Source organism: Streptomyces sp. NPDC040610, from assembly GCF_055594065.1.
Window position 1 is genome coordinate 14,443 of sequence record NZ_JBVIXA010000007.1, and the last position, 17,800, is coordinate 32,242.

General features: G+C 71.5%; 15 protein-coding genes. 5 read left to right on the forward strand and 10 right to left on the reverse strand.

Annotation, left to right across the window (positions count from 1 at the left end):
• Nucleotides 1-212: 212 nt before the first annotated feature.
• The gene (locus ACZ6AA_RS23860) at nt 213-1,523 is read right to left on the reverse strand and encodes a lysine N(6)-hydroxylase/L-ornithine N(5)-oxygenase family protein (protein ID WP_468461864.1); all 1,311 of its coding nucleotides are present in this window, start codon (nt 1,521-1,523) and stop codon (nt 213-215) included.
• Between the two features lie 394 nt (nt 1,524-1,917).
• Here ACZ6AA_RS23860 and ACZ6AA_RS23865 point away from each other — a divergent pair, with 394 nt between their 5' ends.
• Nucleotides 1,918-2,562 carry an FMN-binding negative transcriptional regulator gene (locus tag ACZ6AA_RS23865; RefSeq protein ID WP_471459843.1) on the forward strand — a complete coding sequence of 215 codons (645 nt, stop codon included), beginning with the start codon at nt 1,918-1,920 and terminating at the stop codon, nt 2,560-2,562.
• Between the two features lie 314 nt (nt 2,563-2,876).
• Here ACZ6AA_RS23865 and ACZ6AA_RS23870 read toward each other — a convergent pair whose 3' ends face one another.
• Entirely contained in the window at nt 2,877-3,485 is a 609-nt protein-coding gene (locus ACZ6AA_RS23870; protein WP_468461868.1) for an LmbU family transcriptional regulator, read from the reverse strand.
• A gap of 1,431 nt (nt 3,486-4,916) precedes the next feature.
• Between ACZ6AA_RS23870 and ACZ6AA_RS23875 the strand changes: the two genes are divergently transcribed.
• Nucleotides 4,917-6,152 carry an IS701 family transposase gene (locus ACZ6AA_RS23875; protein WP_468461870.1) on the forward strand — a complete coding sequence of 412 codons (1,236 nt, stop codon included), beginning with the start codon at nt 4,917-4,919 and terminating at the stop codon, nt 6,150-6,152.
• Between the two features lie 346 nt (nt 6,153-6,498).
• Here ACZ6AA_RS23875 and ACZ6AA_RS23880 read toward each other — a convergent pair whose 3' ends face one another.
• A complete protein-coding gene (locus ACZ6AA_RS23880) occupies nt 6,499-7,062 on the reverse strand; it encodes a hypothetical protein (protein WP_468461871.1) in 564 nt (187 codons plus the stop codon).
• Nucleotides 7,063-7,310: 248 nt separating this feature from the next.
• Between ACZ6AA_RS23880 and ACZ6AA_RS23885 the strand changes: the two genes are divergently transcribed.
• From ACZ6AA_RS23885 to ACZ6AA_RS23895, 3 genes are all read left to right on the forward strand, one after another.
• Nucleotides 7,311-7,736, forward strand: a complete 426-nt coding sequence (locus ACZ6AA_RS23885; protein WP_468461873.1) for a nuclear transport factor 2 family protein — start codon at nt 7,311-7,313, stop codon at nt 7,734-7,736.
• Nucleotides 7,737-7,762: 26 nt separating this feature from the next.
• Nucleotides 7,763-8,086, forward strand: coding sequence for a nuclear transport factor 2 family protein (locus tag ACZ6AA_RS23890; protein WP_468461875.1), 324 nt, complete (start codon nt 7,763-7,765; stop codon nt 8,084-8,086).
• 144 nt (nt 8,087-8,230) lie between these two features.
• The gene (locus tag ACZ6AA_RS23895; protein ID WP_468461877.1) at nt 8,231-11,521 is read left to right on the forward strand and encodes an AfsR/SARP family transcriptional regulator; all 3,291 of its coding nucleotides are present in this window, start codon (nt 8,231-8,233) and stop codon (nt 11,519-11,521) included.
• On the opposite strand, the gene ACZ6AA_RS23900 is transcribed toward ACZ6AA_RS23895, so the two are convergent.
• The 7 genes from ACZ6AA_RS23900 to ACZ6AA_RS23930 form a co-directional block, all read right to left on the reverse strand.
• Nucleotides 11,493-11,810: an AzlD domain-containing protein gene (locus ACZ6AA_RS23900; RefSeq protein WP_468461879.1), complete on the reverse strand. Its 318-nt coding sequence runs from the start codon at nt 11,808-11,810 to the stop codon at nt 11,493-11,495. The genes ACZ6AA_RS23895 and ACZ6AA_RS23900 overlap by 29 nt on opposite strands.
• Nucleotides 11,811-11,874: 64 nt before the next feature.
• Nucleotides 11,875-12,579, reverse strand: a complete 705-nt coding sequence (locus tag ACZ6AA_RS23905; protein ID WP_468461881.1) for an AzlC family ABC transporter permease — start codon at nt 12,577-12,579, stop codon at nt 11,875-11,877.
• On the reverse strand, nt 12,576-13,517 hold the full coding sequence (locus tag ACZ6AA_RS23910; protein ID WP_471459846.1) for a branched-chain amino acid transaminase: 942 nt from the start codon (nt 13,515-13,517) through the stop codon (nt 12,576-12,578). The genes ACZ6AA_RS23905 and ACZ6AA_RS23910 overlap by 4 nt, the downstream gene beginning before the upstream one ends.
• On the reverse strand, nt 13,514-13,963 hold the full coding sequence (locus tag ACZ6AA_RS23915; protein ID WP_468461885.1) for a nuclear transport factor 2 family protein: 450 nt from the start codon (nt 13,961-13,963) through the stop codon (nt 13,514-13,516). The genes ACZ6AA_RS23910 and ACZ6AA_RS23915 overlap by 4 nt, the downstream gene beginning before the upstream one ends.
• Nucleotides 13,964-14,020: 57 nt before the next feature.
• On the reverse strand, nt 14,021-15,295 hold the full coding sequence (locus tag ACZ6AA_RS23920) for a DUF6421 family protein (RefSeq protein ID WP_471459848.1): 1,275 nt from the start codon (nt 15,293-15,295) through the stop codon (nt 14,021-14,023).
• Nucleotides 15,292-16,059 carry a type 2 periplasmic-binding domain-containing protein gene (locus tag ACZ6AA_RS23925; protein WP_471459850.1) on the reverse strand — a complete coding sequence of 256 codons (768 nt, stop codon included), beginning with the start codon at nt 16,057-16,059 and terminating at the stop codon, nt 15,292-15,294. The genes ACZ6AA_RS23920 and ACZ6AA_RS23925 overlap by 4 nt, the downstream gene beginning before the upstream one ends.
• A 367-nt stretch (nt 16,060-16,426) precedes the next feature.
• The gene (locus tag ACZ6AA_RS23930) at nt 16,427-17,758 is read right to left on the reverse strand and encodes a M1 family metallopeptidase (RefSeq protein ID WP_471459852.1); all 1,332 of its coding nucleotides are present in this window, start codon (nt 17,756-17,758) and stop codon (nt 16,427-16,429) included.
• Between the last annotated feature and the right edge of the window lie 42 nt (nt 17,759-17,800).

Sequence of the window (17,800 nt, forward strand, 5' to 3'; positions counted from 1 at the left end):
GTGAAAGGAGGGGGGGGGGGGGGGGGGGGGGGGGGGGTGGTTGGGGGGAGGGGGGGGGGGGGGGGGGGGGGGGCGTGGGGGGGGAACCCCCCCTTCCCCCCGCCCCTTCATGCGTACGCGGCCCGTGCGCACACGCTCGGCCCGCTCGGCCCACGCGCGCATGCGAACGGCCCGTCGGTGGGGGCCGACGGGCCGTCCGGAACAGGGGTGGCTCAGACCTTCTCGCCGACGCCGCGTCGCTCGACGATCGAGTCGGCGATCTCGCCGCTGCGCACGGCGATGTTCGACAGCAGGGACGACGTCAGACCGTGCGTGTGCTCGGTGCCGCCCTGGAGGTAGATGCCACAGGACAGGTCGCCGGTGGTGACGACGCGGTAGTCGCGCTCCACCTGGTGGCGGCCCTCGTCGTCGCGCAGGCAGAAGCCGTCGAGGTCGCCGAGCAGGCGGGTGGCGTCCATCGTGGCGTAGCCGGTCGCGAAGACGAGCGCGTCGACGTCCATCTCCTGCTCGGTCTCGCCGTCCAGGAGCGAGTGCAGGACGACACGCGTGTCGTTGCCGGAGCGCTTCACTTCCTTGACCCGGGTGAGGTTCAGGAAGTGCAGCCGCTGCGCGCCCGCGACCTCCTCCTCGTAGGAGCGGCGGAACAGCTCCCGGATCACGTCGTCGTCGACGACGGAGTAGTTGGTGTTCTTGTGGTACCGCCAGAACGCGTCCCGCGTCTTCTCGGTGCCGAAGTAGTAGTGGTCGACGGCGGTGGGGTCGAAGACCTGGTTGGCGAAGGGCGTGTCGTCCGCGACGGAGTAGCCGTAGCTGGGCAGGATCGCCGAGACCTGGGCCTGCGGGAGCATGTCGTGCAGGTACTTGGTGATCTCGGCGGCGCTCTGGCCGGCGCCGACGACCGCGACGTTCTTCAGCTCCTCGGGCTTCATCCGGCTGTACTTCGCCAGGAACTCCGAGCTGTGCCACACCCGCTCGTCGCGCTCCATGCCGTCGGGCATGCGCGGCACGAGGCCGGTGGAGACGGTGATGTTGCGGGCCTTCACCACACGCGTCGCGCCACCGGCGGTGTCGCGGACGACGACCTCGAGGACCTGCTCGTCGGCGGTGGACTCCGCCGCCAGGCGGATCTCGGTGACCTCGGAGTTGTACGAGACGCGGTCGCGGAAGCTCGCCTCCGCCCACTCCAGGTACTGGTGGAACTCCTGGCGGGTCGGGAAGAAGTCCTGGTTGTTCACGAACTGGACCAGGCGGTCCGAGTCGTGGAGGTAGGACACGAAGCTGTAGCGCGACAGCGGATTGCGGAAGGTCGCCAGGTCCTTCAGGAACGAGATCTGCATCGTCGCCTGCGGAAGCAGCATGTTGCGGTGCCACCCGAAAGCGGCCTGCCGCTCGAAGAACGCAGCTGTGATCGGCCGATCCGAGGAATTTGACTCGTGTTCCTCCAGGGCGATGGCGAGGGACAGGTTGGACGGGCCGAACCCGATTCCAACGATGTCGTATATCTCGTTTTCACGCGTACCCATAGATATTCTCCCGCTGATGTAGCTTCGACTGGGACTTCCGCAGCTGCGACGACGGCATTGCGGTTATCCAAGAGGACCTTGGTCGGAAATGCTGCGGTCGGAAATGCTGCCAACTCTCGTCTGACGTGCGGCTGATGGTCTCGAACATCTCGACCGGTGGTCCGGGAGACACGCATTAAGTATTGCGCTGGAGAACACCGCCACGCCAACTTAGAGGGGCCGGACGGACCTTTCAAGAGGCCCCGGCCGCACCGTCTGCCGGGCACTGCTGTCCTGCCGACAGGACAGCCGTGTCGGCTCGTCCACAATTCTGGTTGTGCCCTCTCAAAGCGCTGGTAGCGTCGGCGACTTGGCACCATACCGTGAGTGAGATTAGCGAAAGGGTGAACTCCGGATGTTCGTTCCCAGTCAGTACCGTCAGCCGGACAGTTCGTGGATGCTGGATCTGATCCGCGGCAATCCGTTGGCGCTCTTTGTGAGCAACGGCAGTCCCGAAGCGGGACCGTTCGCCACGCATCTGCCGGTGATTCAGGATCCGGAGTGGACCGGTGAATGGTCGGACGACCTCTCGGGCGGCCGGCTGCTCGGACACATGAACCGGGCGAACCCGCACTGGAAGGCGCTCGAGTCGGGCAGCGTGAACCTCCTGACGTTCACCGGCCCGCACGGCTATGTGTCGCCGACGGTCTACCAGGTGACCCCGGCCGCGCCGACGTGGAACTTCACCTCGGTGCACGTCCACGGTGTCGTCGAGAAGATCGAGGGCATCGAGAACACCCTGGAGGTGGTGAAGTCCACCGTGCGCACCTACGAGGGCGCCTTCGGCGACGGCTGGGACATGTCGGAATCACTCGACTATTTCCGGAAGATCGTGCCCGCCGTCGGCGCGTTCCGCATCAAGGTGACGGGCGCCGAGGGCATGTTCAAGCTCAGCCAGGAGCAGCCGGACGAGGTCCAGGACCGCGTACGGGACTCCTTCGGCGGCCGTAAGTGCACCCGCCACCAGGCGACGGCTCAGCTCATGAGCAAGCTGCCGTAGCCCTTCCGCGCTCCGGCCAGTACTTCTTCATCGGCACTTCCTCATCAGCCATGGATCGCACGGCCGTTCCGCTGCCGCGGACCGTTCGACGGACCCCACACACCCTTCTCGCTCACGGGAGTTCGGGGCCCGCCGTTCAGTCCGCGGCAGCGGCTCGGCGTATCCGCGCCGACACGTGCCGACGCGCAGGAGCCCGCACTCCCTCTCCGGAGTACGGGTCCTGCGCGTCGTATATACGTCCGCCGAGGTCAACTGCCCTGATCTCGGCGGACGTTGGCCATGTCACGCGTGATCGCGCCATGGCGCCCCGGGTGTCAGGCGCTGATTCCGGCCTGCTCCCGCTGGGCCGCCTCGTCCTCGACGAGCGCACGCTCGGCGGCGTTGTCGAGCGTCGCGAGCACCCACTGCTCGAAGTCGATGCCGGACTGCTCCGCGGCCTTGTGCCACCACTGGAGCCTGCTGCCGGGAACGGCGAGCCGCCGCATCGTCTCGGGCGTCTGGGTTCCGTCGCGCGCCTCGTCCTCACGGGCGACGCGGATGGCGCTGCGCAGCTGCTTGGTCGTCCACTGCATCTGCTCGGCCCGGTCGAGCCACAGCTCCTGCTCGTCGATCGGCAGCGAGGCGAGCTCCGCGTGGTGCTGGAAGCTCAGCGCCGCGCGTCGACGGCTGAAGTCGAAGCGCCGTGACACCCACGCGTAGTTGCGCAGGGTCTGGTACTGGAGTCCGGCGGCGCGAATGCCGCGCTGGTAGCGGTCGGTGTAGTGGTCCTTGCCGTATACCAGCCAGTCCCCGAGCCACCAGGAAGAGGAGTTGACGATTCCGGAGAGCTGGCGGCCGGCCCGCTCCCAGTCCTCGAAGGTGAGACCGGCCGGCATCTGCAGGCCCACCTTCGTCGTCAACACCTGGCCACGACGCTCGTCCACTGCTGCTCTTCGCTGCCGCGGCACCGCGCTCGCGTTTCGGCGGAAGAGCACAACCTTCGAATCCTCGAGGTCGCTGACCTGGTTCGTCATCATGCCTCCATGTGAAAGAACATCGAACGAACGCGGGCACGACGGTCCGCGTCCGAACAGGAAAAAGCCATGCGGGTATGGCAGCCGTGTCCTGACCCGAACGGGTCGGAAGCCTTCGCGCATCGCGAGGCACAGGCTGGCCAATCAATCACAGCCGATCGGCCGGATGAGGGCTCTCGCAAGCCACTCGCCGAGTCGGGTCGTCAGAGTTCCGTCAACTCATTGCTGGATCCGTCGGCGTGGCACGTGCGTGTACGCCGTCGGGCCGCCCTCACCGCTCGAGGGGGCCGCCGGCACAGAGCACAGGCAGGTCCGGCCGTTCGGCGCATCCCTCAGGACTGCGCGGAAGGCATTCAGTCGGCATGTGTGTGGATTCGTACATCAACTACTCGCCCCGTTCAACTACTCGCCCCGTTCGCCTCGACCACGACCTCCGCGTCCTCGGGACGACCGACGTGTCCCCCATCGGTACCGATGACCCGGTTTCGCAGTGGTCTCTTCCAAAGGCCTACCCGAGTAGAACCCGACACCTGTTGGAGATTCAAGGAAGAGGCAGTCGCTCGTCGCGACTTTTCGAAGTTCGAACAAGATAGCCCAGCATCGCTATGCCTGTCCTGGTGTGACGCAGCTCTCTCAGGACTCGGGCAGCGGGGGCTTTACCGATCAACTTCCGCCACTAGCGACAGGAATTGAGCCAACTGTAGCGCGAAGCGAAACAGTTGCAGACGAGAAGGGGACGTACAGAAGGCGGGGGTCCTTCGTTGAGTTAGCGAGCCGGATTCGGGGCAAACGGTGATGGTCCGTCACCATTGGCGCCTATTAGCCGAATCCCAGGGCCGCTAGCGAACCCTAGCATTTTCCATACGGGCTCTTAACGCGAGTATCGGCCACGCTCCCGGCGATGTGGCCGAAGAGCGCCGCCTGCGGCATGTCACCTTCCGGTTATGCGGAGTTCGGCCCACCGGGGCGAGGGTGGAGGTACACGCGGAGAGTCGCGGTGTGAGCGGAGGAGAGGACGGGGCGCGACGGGCGTACCGGAAACGCCCCGGGGTCCGGGTGGAACGCCCCCCGGAATGGCACGCTCCAGCGGCACGAGAACCCGGAAGCTGGAATTCCTGATCCTCTTCACGGAAACAGCCCGCCCGTTGGCACCGCGTCGGAGCCTGAACCGGAGAGGAAGAGTCCGCCCCCGCGGCCCGCGCGGACAGAGGGCGCGAACCCGGTTTGCTGCCGTGGTTGCCACATCAGTCACGCCCGCAGCAAGATGGTGCGACGCGCTCCCGGATCCTAGACTCGACGCTCGGCAGCTGCCGCTCAGGGACGTCCGGGAGGGATCGCAGCATGGTTGTGCCCTGCGCATTGCCCACATCGACTCCGGGCAGCGAGGTGCCCGAAACCCAGCTCGCCTCACCTTTCAGCGACTTCACCGACCAGGTCTTCCAGAATCTGCGCCGCGCCGATCAGCGCAGGTGGGCGGGGGCCTATTTGGCGGGGCTGCTCATCACTCCCGGGAAGAAATCCGTACGCCGTCTCGCCGGAGCCGTCTCGGCCTCCCCCACCGCGGTGCAGTCCCTGCGCCAGTTCGTGAGCCTGAGCCCCTGGGACTGGGACCCCGTCATGGAGGAGCTCACCGGCTGGGCCGAGAACCACGGCCGCGTCTCCACCTGGGCGATCGGCCGCGCGGTCCTGCCCAAGCGCGGCGACCGGTCCGTGGGCGTGCACCGCTACTTCGACCCGGTCTCCGGCCGCACCCTCAACTGCCAGCTGGGGCTCGGCGCCTTCCTCGGCATCGACGCCCTGCACGTCCCGGTCGACTGGCGGCTGCTGCTCCCCGCGCCCTGGACCGAGGACGCCCAGCTGCGACGGCGCGCGCGCATACCCGAGGACGTCTGCCACCGCCCGCTGTGGGCCCAGGCCCTGGACCTGGTCGACACCCTGGAGGCCCGCACCGCGCCCACGTCCGCGCCGGTCGTCGCCGATATGAGCGACGACCCCGACGTGGCGCTCTTCCTGCGCGGACTCAGTCAGCGGGCCCGGGACTTCGTGGTCGCCGTGCCCCAGCACCTGAAGGTCCTGCCCGTCGGCGACCGGACGCCCGGCGCCTCGGAGCCGGTGAGCGCGCGGGGCCATGTCTCCTCGGGAAACACCGACTCCGTCCTCGTCACCGCGCCCGACGGCCGCAGGCAGCACACCCGCGTCCGGTCCGTCCTCGTGCGGCTGCCCGGGGCAAGGCCGGGTGCGACGCCTGAATATCCCTATCGACTATTCACGGAAGTGCTCCCGGAAAGCCGCCCGGGATCCATGTGGCTCACCAGCCTGACGCATCAGCCACTCGACAACGTTGCCTCGCTCGCCACCCATCGGAGCCGGACCACCACGGCGGTCGCGGGCATGGAACGCCACTTCGGCCTCCTGGACTTCGAGGGCCGTTCCTTTCCGGGCTGGTATCACCACATGACGCTGGTTTCCGCGGCCTACACGTATCAGCGGCTCACGCACCGGCCCGTTCCGCGACATCTGCCGTGCTGTCCCGCGCCCCTTCCCCGAAACCATCGGCAACGGCTCCACTTGGTCTGACGACCGCACCGGATTGACCCATATTCAGGATGCGTCTGGCATATTCACGGCAGCTTCATGACAGTCGCGTGGCAGTCGTACGGCAGTCACATGGCAGCCGTACGGCAGCCGCGGTGAAACTGATTCCCTTGCCCCGTAAGCGAATTGACGCAATTGACTATGAGTCAGCCGCGCATACCGCTTTCCACGGGGCACGGCTCGCCTAGAATTGCGGCGCGCAGTCTCCGGCGTGCGCGCCGGAAGGGTGCGGCCCTGGAGACCGCCGGGGGAGGTCGGTCTCCAGGGCCGCGGGATCGGTACCGGCGTGCGGCAGCGCGCCGGCCCGAAGCCTGTGGCCGCTGTGCGGCTAGTTCACCCAGCCCGTGTAGCGCTGGGAGCTTCCCGGAGCGGCGCGCGGCACACGCCGCTCCGCGCGGCGGCCGCGCTCGTCGAACTCCAGCATCGCGGAGACCGCGCGAACCAGCCACGCGTTGACGGACAGCCGCTCGCGCCCGGCGGCCTCCTCGATCCGGGTCTTGAGGTGCTCGGGCGGTCGGAAGTTGATGCGGGAGGTCGCACCTTCCTCCCCGTTCACCGTCACTGGCGCCAGTGACACCAGTGTTGGCGCCACCCCGGGGTGCGGGTGGTCGAAGTCGTGGTCCACCTCGTCGTCGAACGGCTGCTCCTGCGGGGGCGCCGTCACGACGAACGTGGGGTCCAGACCCCGCAGGCGTATCTCGACCGAACCGGGGGCCAGGTCGCGGGTGATCTCGTCCGCGGCGGCCGACAGCGCGTCAAGAAGCGTCAGACGGACAGCGGAAGCCAGCGGCGCGACGAGACGTTCGGCGAGTTCTCGCGTCTCCTCGTCACCCGCCTCCACTGCGACCGAGAGCTCCTGGCGCAGGTTGTCGACGTACCGCGTGAGTTCCATGGCGCCATCGTCGCACCATTATGGCGCCACGCGCAAGCTTTCGAGGCATCACTCTCGCGACTTTTGGCACCGCGTGCTGCCGCCGGCCCCGGACAGCTGTTTCCGGTCAGCCCCCACCGCCCCCGACCGGCCGCGCCGCAGCGCCAACCCGTGGCGGGAATGAGGCATGTGACTTACGCTCGCCGCCCCAGGCGCACCACACTGGACCTCCACACCCAAGGGCCGGTACGCGACGAGGAGTTGGTGAGATGTCCACGCAGTCCCCCGCGGGATCCGACCGGGCGACCAGGGAAGTGATCGACGCCTATCTGGCCCGGCTCGCGGAGCGGGACCTGGACGGGGCCGTGCGGCTGTTCTCCGAGTCCGCGGAGTGGGTCGCGCCGGGCTCGCCGGACGTGCCGTGGTCGGGGAACCGGACCGGGCGGGCGGGGGTCACGGAGTTCTTCGCCACCCTGCACGCGTATCTGCAGCCCGAGGAGTTCACCGTCACGCACATCGTCGTCGACGGCGAGCAGGGCGTGATCCTCGGCCACCTGCGCGACACCGTCAAGGCCACCGGCGCCCCGCTCACCACGCCCTTCGCCGCCCACCTCACGGTGGTCGGCGGCGAGGTCACGCGCTACCACCTGTTCGAGGACACCTACGCACTGCACCGCGCCGCGACCGGCGGCTGACCGACCCGCGAAGAGAGGCACGCCACATGACCCCCCATGACCGCATGCCGTCCCATCCGGTGGTGAGCGCCTTCGTGGACGCGGTCAACGCCCAGGACCCGGCGGCCCTGTGGGCCGTGCTCGCCGCGGACGCCACCGTGATCGACGTGGGAACCGAACGCGACCTCGGCGCGTGGGTGGAACGTGAGCTGTTCTCGTCCCACGCCCGGATGGAGGTGGTGCGGGAGTCGTCCGACGGTCTGTCGGTCACGGCCCGCTTCCACAACGACATCTGGGGCGACATCGACACCGCGTGGGAGTTCTCGGTGTCCGAGGGCGTCATCCGGCGGTTCGTCGCCGGGCCCGCCTGAGCGGTCGGCCCGGCGGGAGACCGGGCGGGCCGTCGAACAGACCACGACCAGGCCGTCCCACCGGTCCATGACCGGCCCGCCCAGCGGGCCGCGGAACGACGGGACGACGACGCACAGGGAAGCCGAGGGAATCGAGGCAATGGCGTGAGCCGCACCCCCGGGCCCGAGGTGGAGCAGGCACCGAAGGAGTCGGTGCGGATCCGCCTGCTTGGCCCGGTGAGCGTGGAGGTCCGGGGTCGTCACGTCGGCCTCGGGCCGCAGCAGCGCGCACTCCTCGCGGCCCTCGCCCTCGCCCGCGGCCACCCCGTCAGCACGTCCCGGCTCGCCGAACTCCTGTGGGAGGGCGAGGCGCCGGACGGCGCGGTGAGCGCCCTGCGCACCCACGTCCTGCATCTGCGCCGCATCCTGGAGCCGGGGCGGCGGGCCACCTCCGGGTTCGAGGTCCTGGTCAGCGCGGGCGCCCGCAGCAACACCAGCTACACCCTCCAGGTGTCCGACGAGCAGGTCGACGCCCTGCGCTTCGTCCACCTCACCGACCAGGCCCGCAAGGCCGCCGCCGACGGCGACGCCGACGCCGTGGTCGCGCTGCTCGACGAGGCCCTGTCCCTGTGGACCGGACCGGCCCTCGAAGGCGTCAGCGACCGCAGCTTCGCGCTCGCCGAGGCCGAACGCTTGCAGGAGCTGCGGCTCGTGGCCCGCGAGGACCGCATCGACGCGCTGATCGAGCTGGGCCACTACGAGGAGTCGGTGGCCGAACTGACCACGCTCGTCAGCGAGTTCCCGCTGCGGGAGCGGCTGCGCTGCCAGCTGATGCTGGCGCTGCACCGCTCCGGCAGGCAGGCGGAGGCCCTCGCCTCGTACCGCGACTTCTACCAGCTGCTCGACGCGGAGGTGGGCATCGAGCCCGGCCGCCCGCTCAAGGAACTCCACCAGCGCGTCCTCTCCGGCGATCCCGCGCTCGCCCCCGGCGGCGCCCCCGTCGCCCCGGCTCCGCCCCCCGCCCGGCCGGTGCCGCGTCAACTCCCGCCCGACGTCGCCAGTTTCACCGGCCGCTCGGACTATCTGCGCCAGCTCGACACCCTCCTCGCCCGGCACCACGCGGGCCCGGGACAGACGCTGGTGATCTCCTCCGTGTCGGGCATGGCGGGCGTCGGCAAGACCACCCTCGCGCTGCACTGGATGCACCGGGTGGCCGACCGCTTCCCCGACGGACAGCTGTACGCGAATCTGCGCGGCCATGCCCAGGAGGGGCCGACGACGGCCGACGAGGCGCTGGGGCAGCTGCTTCGGGCGCTCGGGGTCGGTACCGGGCATCTGCCGGAGAGCACCGACGAGAAGGCGGCGCTGTACCGCTCGCTGCTCGCGGGCCGGCGCATGCTGATCCTCCTCGACGACGCGGCCGGTCTCGCGCAGGTGCGCCCGCTCCTGCCCGGCTCGCCGACCTGCTTCGTCGTCGTCACCAGCCGCAACGACCTGCGGGGCCTGACCGCCTTCCACGACGCCCACCGGGTGAGCCTGAGCGTCTTCGGTGAGGAGGAGGCCCTCGCCCTGCTCTCCCGCGTCATCGGCGCGGACCGGGTGCGGCACGAGCCGGAGGCCGCCGCCGAGGCCGTCCGGCTGTGCGGGCTGCTTCCGCTGGCCGTGCGGATCGTCGCGGCCCATCTGATCGGCGACCGGCATCCGCCGATCGAGGAGGTCGTGCGGCGGCTGCGCGGCGGCGACCGGCTGCGGGAGCTGACCCTGGACCAGGAGGAGCACACCGGCGTACGCGGTGTGCTCGCCCTGTCGTACCGGTCGCTGCCCGCCGCCGAGCAGGAGCTCCTGCGGCTGCTCGCGCTCGCCCCGGGCCCCGGGATCTCCGCCCCGGCCGCCGCCGCCCTCGCCGGGACCGACCTGCCCGCCACCGCCCGGCTCCTTGACCAGCTGGTCGCCCGCAGCCTGCTGGAGAGCCACCAGCCGGGCCACTTCCAACTGCACGCCCTCGTCGGCCTGTTCGCCCAGGAGCGGGCCCGGGCCGAGGACAGCCCCGCCGCCCGCGAGCGCGCCGTCGGCCGCCTGCTCACCTGGTACCTGGCCACCGCCGAGCAGGCCGCCCACCTGCTGTACGGCACCTTCTACTCCTGGTACGCGGCCGACCCGCCGGAGCCCGACGGCTCCCCCACGGCTCCGCTGGCCTTCACCTCCACCACCGAGGCGCTGGCGTGGCTCGACGACGAGCGGACCGCGCTGCTCGCCTGCACCCGGCACGCCGTCCGCCACGGGCCGCGCTCCTTCGCCTGGAAGTCGGCGCTCGCCCTGCACGGGCACCTCATGGAGCACGGGCGCCGCACGGACTGGCTGCGGGCCGCGCACGCCGGGCTGCGGGCCGCCGAGGCCGCGCACGACGACCACGCGCGGGCGGTGATGCACTGGAGCATGTGCTACGTGCTGTGGGAACTGGCCCGGCACGACGAGGCGCTGTGGCACAGCGCGCACGCGGAGAGCCTGTTCGCGCGGAGCGGGCAGCCCGTGGAGACCGCGGGAGCGGTGCTGGGGCTCGCCGCCTCGCACCGCGAGCGCGGCGCCCTCGACCAGGCCGCCCGCGACGCCGAGCGGGCCCTCGCCCTCTACGCCGCCGGAGGCCAGCCCGCCGGGGAGGCCTGGGCGCTGTGCCTGCTCGGCTTCGTCCGCCTCGACCAGGGCCGACTCGCCGTCGCCCACCGGCACTTCAGCACGGGCCGGGCCCGCGCCGAGGCGTCGCAGGACCAGCACACGGTGATGCTGTCCTTGTGGGGGCTCGGCGCCGTCGAGCACGCGCTCGGCGCGGCGGAAGAGGCGCAGCGCCTGCTCACCCGGGCCCTCGCCGCGGACGGCAGGCTGCTGTTCACCTACGCGGCGGAGGGCGCCCTCAACGCCCTCGCGGTGGCGTGCCGGGACGCCGGGGATCCCCGGCTCGCCCTCAAGTACGCCGTCGACGCGCTCGGCGTCACGCACCGCACCCATCGGCGGCTCGTGGAGCCGGAGGCCCTCACCACCATCGGCACGGTGCTGCTGCGCCTCGACGACGCGCCCGGCGCCCTCGACCACCACGGCCGCGCCCTGGAGGCGGCGCGCGCGGCAGGCTGCCGCCGGGCCGAGGCCGGGGCGCTCGTGGGCCTCGCGGCCGTGCACCGGCACCTGGGCGAGTACGGCGAGGCGCTCGCGTGCACCCGGCGGGCTCTGGCCACGGCCCGGCAGGCCGGGCTGCGGCTCGTCGAGGCCGAGGCGCGGGCGGAGCTGGCGCTGGTGCATCTGGCGCTCGGTCAGCACGCCCGGGCGGCGCGGGCCGTGGAGCGGTCCCTGCGGCTCTGCCGGGCCGCCGGTCACCGGCCGGGGATCGTCCGCGCCCTGGAGGTGGCGGCCGTCGTGCGGCGCGCGGACCCCGGGCTCAGCTCAGCGCCCGTACCCCCGCGGTGACCGCGGCGGCCACCAGGATCACCAGCGGTACGGGGGCCTTGAGCCGCCAGGCGACCAGGGCCCCGGCGAAGCCGGCGAGCCGGGCGTCGAAGGTCATGCCGTGCGCGCCCGCCGCGCCCACGAGCTGGGTGACGACGAGGACGGCGAGCAGCGCGGGCGTCAGGTACTCGACGAACCGCGGGAACCACGCGGGCAGTTCGCGGTCACCCAGCACCAGGGAGCCCGCGCCCTTGATGAGGAAGGTGGTCGCCACCAGGGCGCCGACGACGATCCACGGGTCGCTGCTCATCGGGCCCTCCTGAGCGCGCGGCCGGGGCTCGGCCGCTCGGGGCGGACAGGGGTGCGGGGTCGCGTCATCGGGACCGCCACGTCCACACGACGGCGACGACGCAGGCCACGGCGATGGCGGTGTCGGGCACGGCGACGGCGGTGAGGAGCGCGGCGCAGGCCGCCGCGGTGGCGGCCGCCGTGCGTTTGGGCGCGGTGCCGAGGTGCGGTGCGAGCAGCAGGAAGAACAGGACGGGCGAGACGGCGTCCAGGCCGTAGGTGAGGATGTCCACGGCCTTGAACGGGCCGATCGCGCCCAGCAGGGTGCCGAGGACCCAGCCGAGCCACAGCACCACCCCGGAGGACAGCAGGCGCACCCGGTCGAAGCGGCCGTCCGCGTCGCTGGCGATGGCCCAGGACTCCTCGATGACGAGCTGGGACTCGACCGCTCTGCGGGCCCGGCCGCCGCGCAGCGCGGGCAGGATGGCGAAGCCCATCACCAGGTAGCGCAGGTTCAGCAGGGTCCCTGCGACGGCCGCCGCGGCCCAGCCGCCGCCGTTGACGATCACCGAGACGGCGGCGAACTGCGAGGAGCCGACGAAGACCAGGCCGGACATGGAGGTCGCGGCGAGCGCGCCGAAGCCCGCGCCCTTGGCGAGGACGCCGAAGGAGATCCCGAAGGCGAAGATCGCGACGGTGAACGGCACGGCGGCCCTGGCCCCCGTGGCCCAGGCCGCGCGCCGCCCGTCCGCCGGGACCGGCCGGACGGGTTCGGCCCCGCGGTCCGTCATCCGCGCTCGCTCACCGCGGGGGCGGGGCGGCCGGGCGCCGGGCACCCCTCCTCGCCCCGCACGATCCGTCCGTACGCCGCCGCGAGCGCCGCCCCGACCGGGCCGAGGGGGAACCGCAGGGCGTCGACGGCGGTGACGGGCTGCACCTCGTACGCCGTGCCGGTGAGGAACACCTCGGTGGCGCGGGTCAGTTCGGAGGGCGGCAGGTGGCGTTCGACGACGGAGAGTCCCCGGTCGCGGGCGATGTCGATGACGGTACGGCGGGTGATGCCGTCCAGGACGCACTCCGGGGGCGGGGTGTGCAGCTCCCCCGCGATCACCAGGAACAGGTTGGCGCCGGTGGCCTCGGCGAGGCGGCCGCGGTGGTCGAGGAGCAGCGCGTCGTCGTGGCCCGCCGCCTCGGCCTCCTGTCCGGCGAGGGCGCCGAGGGCGTAGAGGGCGGCGGTCTTGGCGCTGACGGGCGCGGTGTCGGGGGCGGGGCGGCGCCAGCGCGAGGTGCGCAGGCGGATGCCGCGGGGTCCTTCGGTGAAGATCCGCGGCCAGGGCCAGGCGGCGATGGCGACGTGCACGCGGCTGTCCGGCGCGACCAGGCGCAGGGTGTCGCTGCCGCGCCAGGCGACGGGGCGTACATAGCCGTCGGTGAGGCCCGCGAGGGCGACGGTCTCGGCCGTGGCGGCCGCGAGCTCCGGGACGGACCAGGGCAGTTCGAAGCCCATCGTGCGGGCCGACGCGGCGAGCCGGGCGGTGTGTTCGTGGAGCTTGAAGACGCGGCCGCCGTAGGCCCGTTCGCCCTCGAAGACGCTGCCGCCGTAGTGCAGTCCGTGGCTGAGCACGTGCAGGCGGGCCTCGCGCCAGGGCACGAACACGCCGTCGCACCAGATGGCGCCGTCCCGGTCGTCGAGGGGCGCCGGGGCGGGCACGGGAGCGGCCCGGGTCATGTCGCGAAGCCCCGCTCGGCGTAGGGGAAGCCTTCGAGTTCGTTGACGGCGACGGTGTCGTCGCGGCGGGATGCGTAGTAGATGCGGACCTCGTCGATGAGTCCGGCGTCGTCGAAGCGGTAGACCTCCGCGCCGCGCAGCACCTTGCCCAGGCGGGGCTTGAAGGCGGTCCACTCGCAGACGGCGGTGCGGCTGTGCTCGTCGGCGTACACGGCGTCGACGGCCCAGTGCGAGTCGTTGGCCCGCACGTCGGCGCCCCAGCGCTCCACGATGGGGTCGATGCCGGGGACGGGCCCGGACATCCCCTGGGCGAGGTAGTGCACGACCCGCTCGGACACGCACTGGGCGAAGAGGTCGCGGTCGACCTTGTTGCACGCCTCGAAGTACTGCCGCACCGCGGCTTCCATCGCGGCCCGGTCCAGCGTGGCCCGCTCACGGCTTCCCATGGCTGCTCGCCCTCTCGTCAGTGTTCGTTCCTCAGGACACGGCCCGCCGCGCCCCGCTCACATCTCGCCCGGTGCGAACCGCAGCGGCGGCAAGGACGCGAGGTGCTCCCGTGCCCGCAGCAGCGTCCGCTGGTCGCCGGTGAAGGCGTAGCGGTCGCCGTCCGCGCCTTCGGGCAGCTGGGTGCGTACGAGGTCCTTGGCCGCCGCGCGGTACTCCGCCGGGGTGCCGACGGACGCTTCCATACCCTCGACCGCGTCGACCAATTCCCGCAGCCCGGCGAGGGCCCGGTCGAGGTCCAGGCGCAGCCGGCCGTCGCGGTCGGCGGTGAGGGCGTGGCGGGCGCGCAGCCAGGAGTAGAGGAAGACGCCGGTGCCCGCGTCGAAGTTGCGGACGGCGTGGGCGTCGAGGGGGTAACGGAACACGCGCTCCAGCAGGACCATGGCGATCTGCTCGTCGGCGTAGGGCACGGCGGGGTCCGTGTGGCAGGCAAGGACGGTCTTCGCGTCGACCTTCAGCTCTTCGAGGAGGCCGATGAACCAGTTCATCTTGAGTTTCACGTGCCGGTCGAGCGGCCAACTGCCCTGGTGGTGGAAGTAGTCGTGGAGATATCCCCACACGGCGCGGGCCTGGTAACACACTTCGGGGTCGAGTCCGGCGGAGTCCTGGGGCACGGATCGGGCGGTGAGCACGGACCGCGCGGACGGCAGGGCGAACGTCTCGTGAATCCGGCGGAATTTGTTGAAGAAGAAGAACGCGTAACTCTGTTCGGTGACTTTGTCGTGGGCGGCGACATTCTCGGGGAAGAAGACGATGCAGTTGCCCTGGGCGAACCCCGCGCTGCCCGCGAGCAGGACGGTGGCCTGGCAGTTGTTCTTGGGGTGCGGATAGTGGACGGCGAGTTCGGGCAGCCCGTCGGGTTCCTTGCGGCGGACGAGGAAGAACTCAAGGCGCCGACCGACCGGCGGGGCGCTGTTGGTGGTCTGGACGGGGGCGAGGAACGCCGCCCAGTCGCCGTCGGCGGGGGCGGTGAGGGCGTCGCGGCTGCGGGCGAAGTGCGGCGGCTCGTCCAGCCCGGCGGCCAGCCAGTCGTCGACGTCGGCGGCGAGCGCGTCGGCCTGGGCCGCGCGGCCGTGCCCGGCGAACCAGCGGACGCCCTCGTCCTTGATGGCGAGCAGTCGGCGGCGGTCGTCGGTGTCCGGGGCGGGGACGGTGCCGTCGTCGCGCTGGCGGGTGCGGAAGTCGTCGATCCGGGGCAGCAGCCCGTGGCCGAGGCGGGTGGCCTCGTCGAGCAGGTCGTCCCGGAGGCGGTACGCGGCGCGCGTGCCGGTCATCGGCCGGACTCCCGGACGTGGTGGACGGGCTCCCGTAGAAGGCGGGCGGGCTCCCTGAGGGGGCGGGCGGGCTCCCGCGAGGGGCGGGCCGGTTCCCGCACGTGGTGGACGGTGAAGACCATCGGCACCTCGCCGAAGCTGCGCACGACCCGCAGGCCGTGGGCCCGCGCGGCGACGACGGTGGTCACGCAGGCGTCGGCGAGGCCGTCGGCGCAGTCGATGGCGGCCTGGGCATTGCTGGTCACCAGCCGCCGTGCGCCGGCGTCCGGGACGAGCCCGGCCGGGGCGGGGTGGGTGGCCACGGTGCGGGGCTCGGCGCGCGCTCCGGGCGGGGCGGCGAGCACCATCTCGTGGGTGGGCCACAGGAAGCAGTCGACCATGCGGCAGGCGTGCAGGTTGCCGAAGACGAGGGTGTGCAGGTCGGGGTAGACGGCGCAGGCGAGCAGCGCGTGTTCTCCGGTCCTCGGCACGCTCTCCATGGCCTGTTCGAGGGAGGTGTGCAGGACGACCTGTCCGTCGTCGGCGCGCCCGCGCCCTTGGAGCCACACGTGGGCGGCGGTCTCCAGGTTGGTGCCGGTGGGGCCGAGGGTGTGCAGCCAGCGGATCTCGCTGATCGCCGATGACGGCGCCCACGGCTCCGGGGACGTCAGGGACTCCGGGGACGTCGGGGACTCCGGGGACGTCGGTGCCCCCGCCATCGGCCGGTGCACCGACTCGGGCTCCGTCCACGGCAGAGAAGCGACGCTCAATTGTTCCCCCGTCATCTTTTCCACTCCCTCTTGAATTTCTCCCGAAATTCTCCGGTCGTGATGGGGCAACGCCCGGAACGTGCGCCACCGGTTCAGCTTCGCGTCGGCGATCCTAGGCGGCCGCACCCCGCCCCGGCCAGGGCGTCCCGGGCCCATGGAGCCGATTCCCGTATTCTGGCCAATTCGGTCCGCCCGGCGTTACGAAATCCCGCCGACAAATCCCATCGGGCCGGGTGAAAATTACGCCGCTTTCATCGCCGCGGCAGCGGTTTCGCCGTACGCATCACGTCACGGCGACTGCAATACGGCGCCCTTTGTCCTGGACAGCGCCTCTGGGACAGCTCCTGGACAACGCCTCCCGATGGGCGCCTCCCGGCGGTGCTCAGGCGACGGCGGTGGGCAGCGTGGGCAGCCGCGTCCCGTACAGCCAGGCCTGGAACAGCTCGTCCACCGGGCCGTGCGCGTACCGCTCGACGTGGGCGGTGAACGTCTGTGTGCTGACCACGCCGTGCCGGTGGACCGTGGCCCACTCGCGCAGCATCCGGAAGAACGCGTCGTCGCCGAGGGCGCAGCGCACGGCGTGCACGGCGAGGCCGCCGCGTTCGTAGAGCCGGTCGTCGAACATGAGCTTGCGGCCGGGGTCGGCCAGCTTGAGGTCCTGCGGCTGCCCGGCGAGCAGCCGGTGGGCGGCGGCGGCGAGCTCCTGGGCGGCGCGCCCGCCGGAGCGCTCCGACCAGAGCCACTCCGCGTACTTGGCGAGGCCTTCGTTGAGCCAGATGTGCCGCCAGTCGGCGATGGTGACGCTGTTGCCGAACCACTGGTGGGCCAGCTCGTGCGCCACCAGACGCTCCGCGCCCCGGGCGCCGTCCACGTGGTTGACGCCGAACAGCGACAGGCCCTGCGCCTCGACGGGCACGTCGAGCTCCTCGTCGGCCACGACGACGCCGTACTCGGCGAAGGGGTAGGGCCCGAAGAGCTCCTCGAAGAGCGCCATCATCTGCGGCTGGCGCGCGAAGTCCCGGGAGAACTCGGCGAGGAGGTGCGCGGGGAAGTGCCCGGTCTGCGGCACCCCGCTGAGCCCGGGGTCGCCGAGGAGCACCGTCTGGTACTTGCCGATGGACAGGCCGACCAGATAGCTGGGCGTGGGCGCGGGCTGTTCGTAGAGCCAGGTGGTGGTGGAGGCCTTGGTGGTGCGGGTGAGCAGCCGGCCGCCGATCACCACCTGGTAGGCGGAGGGGGTGGTGATCGAGATCTGGTACGCGGCCTTGTCGGCGGGCCGGTCGTTGCACGGGTACCAGGACGGTGCCCCGACGGGCTGGCTCGCGACAAGGGCGCCGTCGGTCAGTTCCTCCCAGCCGAGCCCGCCCCAGGGGCTGTTGACCGGCTTGGGGTTGCCCGAGTAGTGCACGTCGACGGTGAACGCGGACCCGGCGGGCAGCGCCTTCGCCGGGCGCACCCGCAGCTTGCCGCCGCGGTGCGAGTAGTGCGCGGGACGGCCGTCGACGCGGACGCGGCCGATGCGGAAGTCGCCGAGGTTCAGCTGGAACTCGGTCAGTTGCGCCCGGCCCGCTATGGCGCTGAGCCGGGCCGCGCCCGCGAGCCGGTTCGGTGCGGGCCGGTAGTCGAGTTCCAGCTCGTAGCGGTGCACCCGGTAGCGGGAGTCACCGTTGCCCGGGAAGTAGGGGTCCGGTGCTGTCTTCTGCTGCCCGCTCACGCCTGGTCCGCTCCCTGCCCTGTGCTCGTACGACGTGACGCG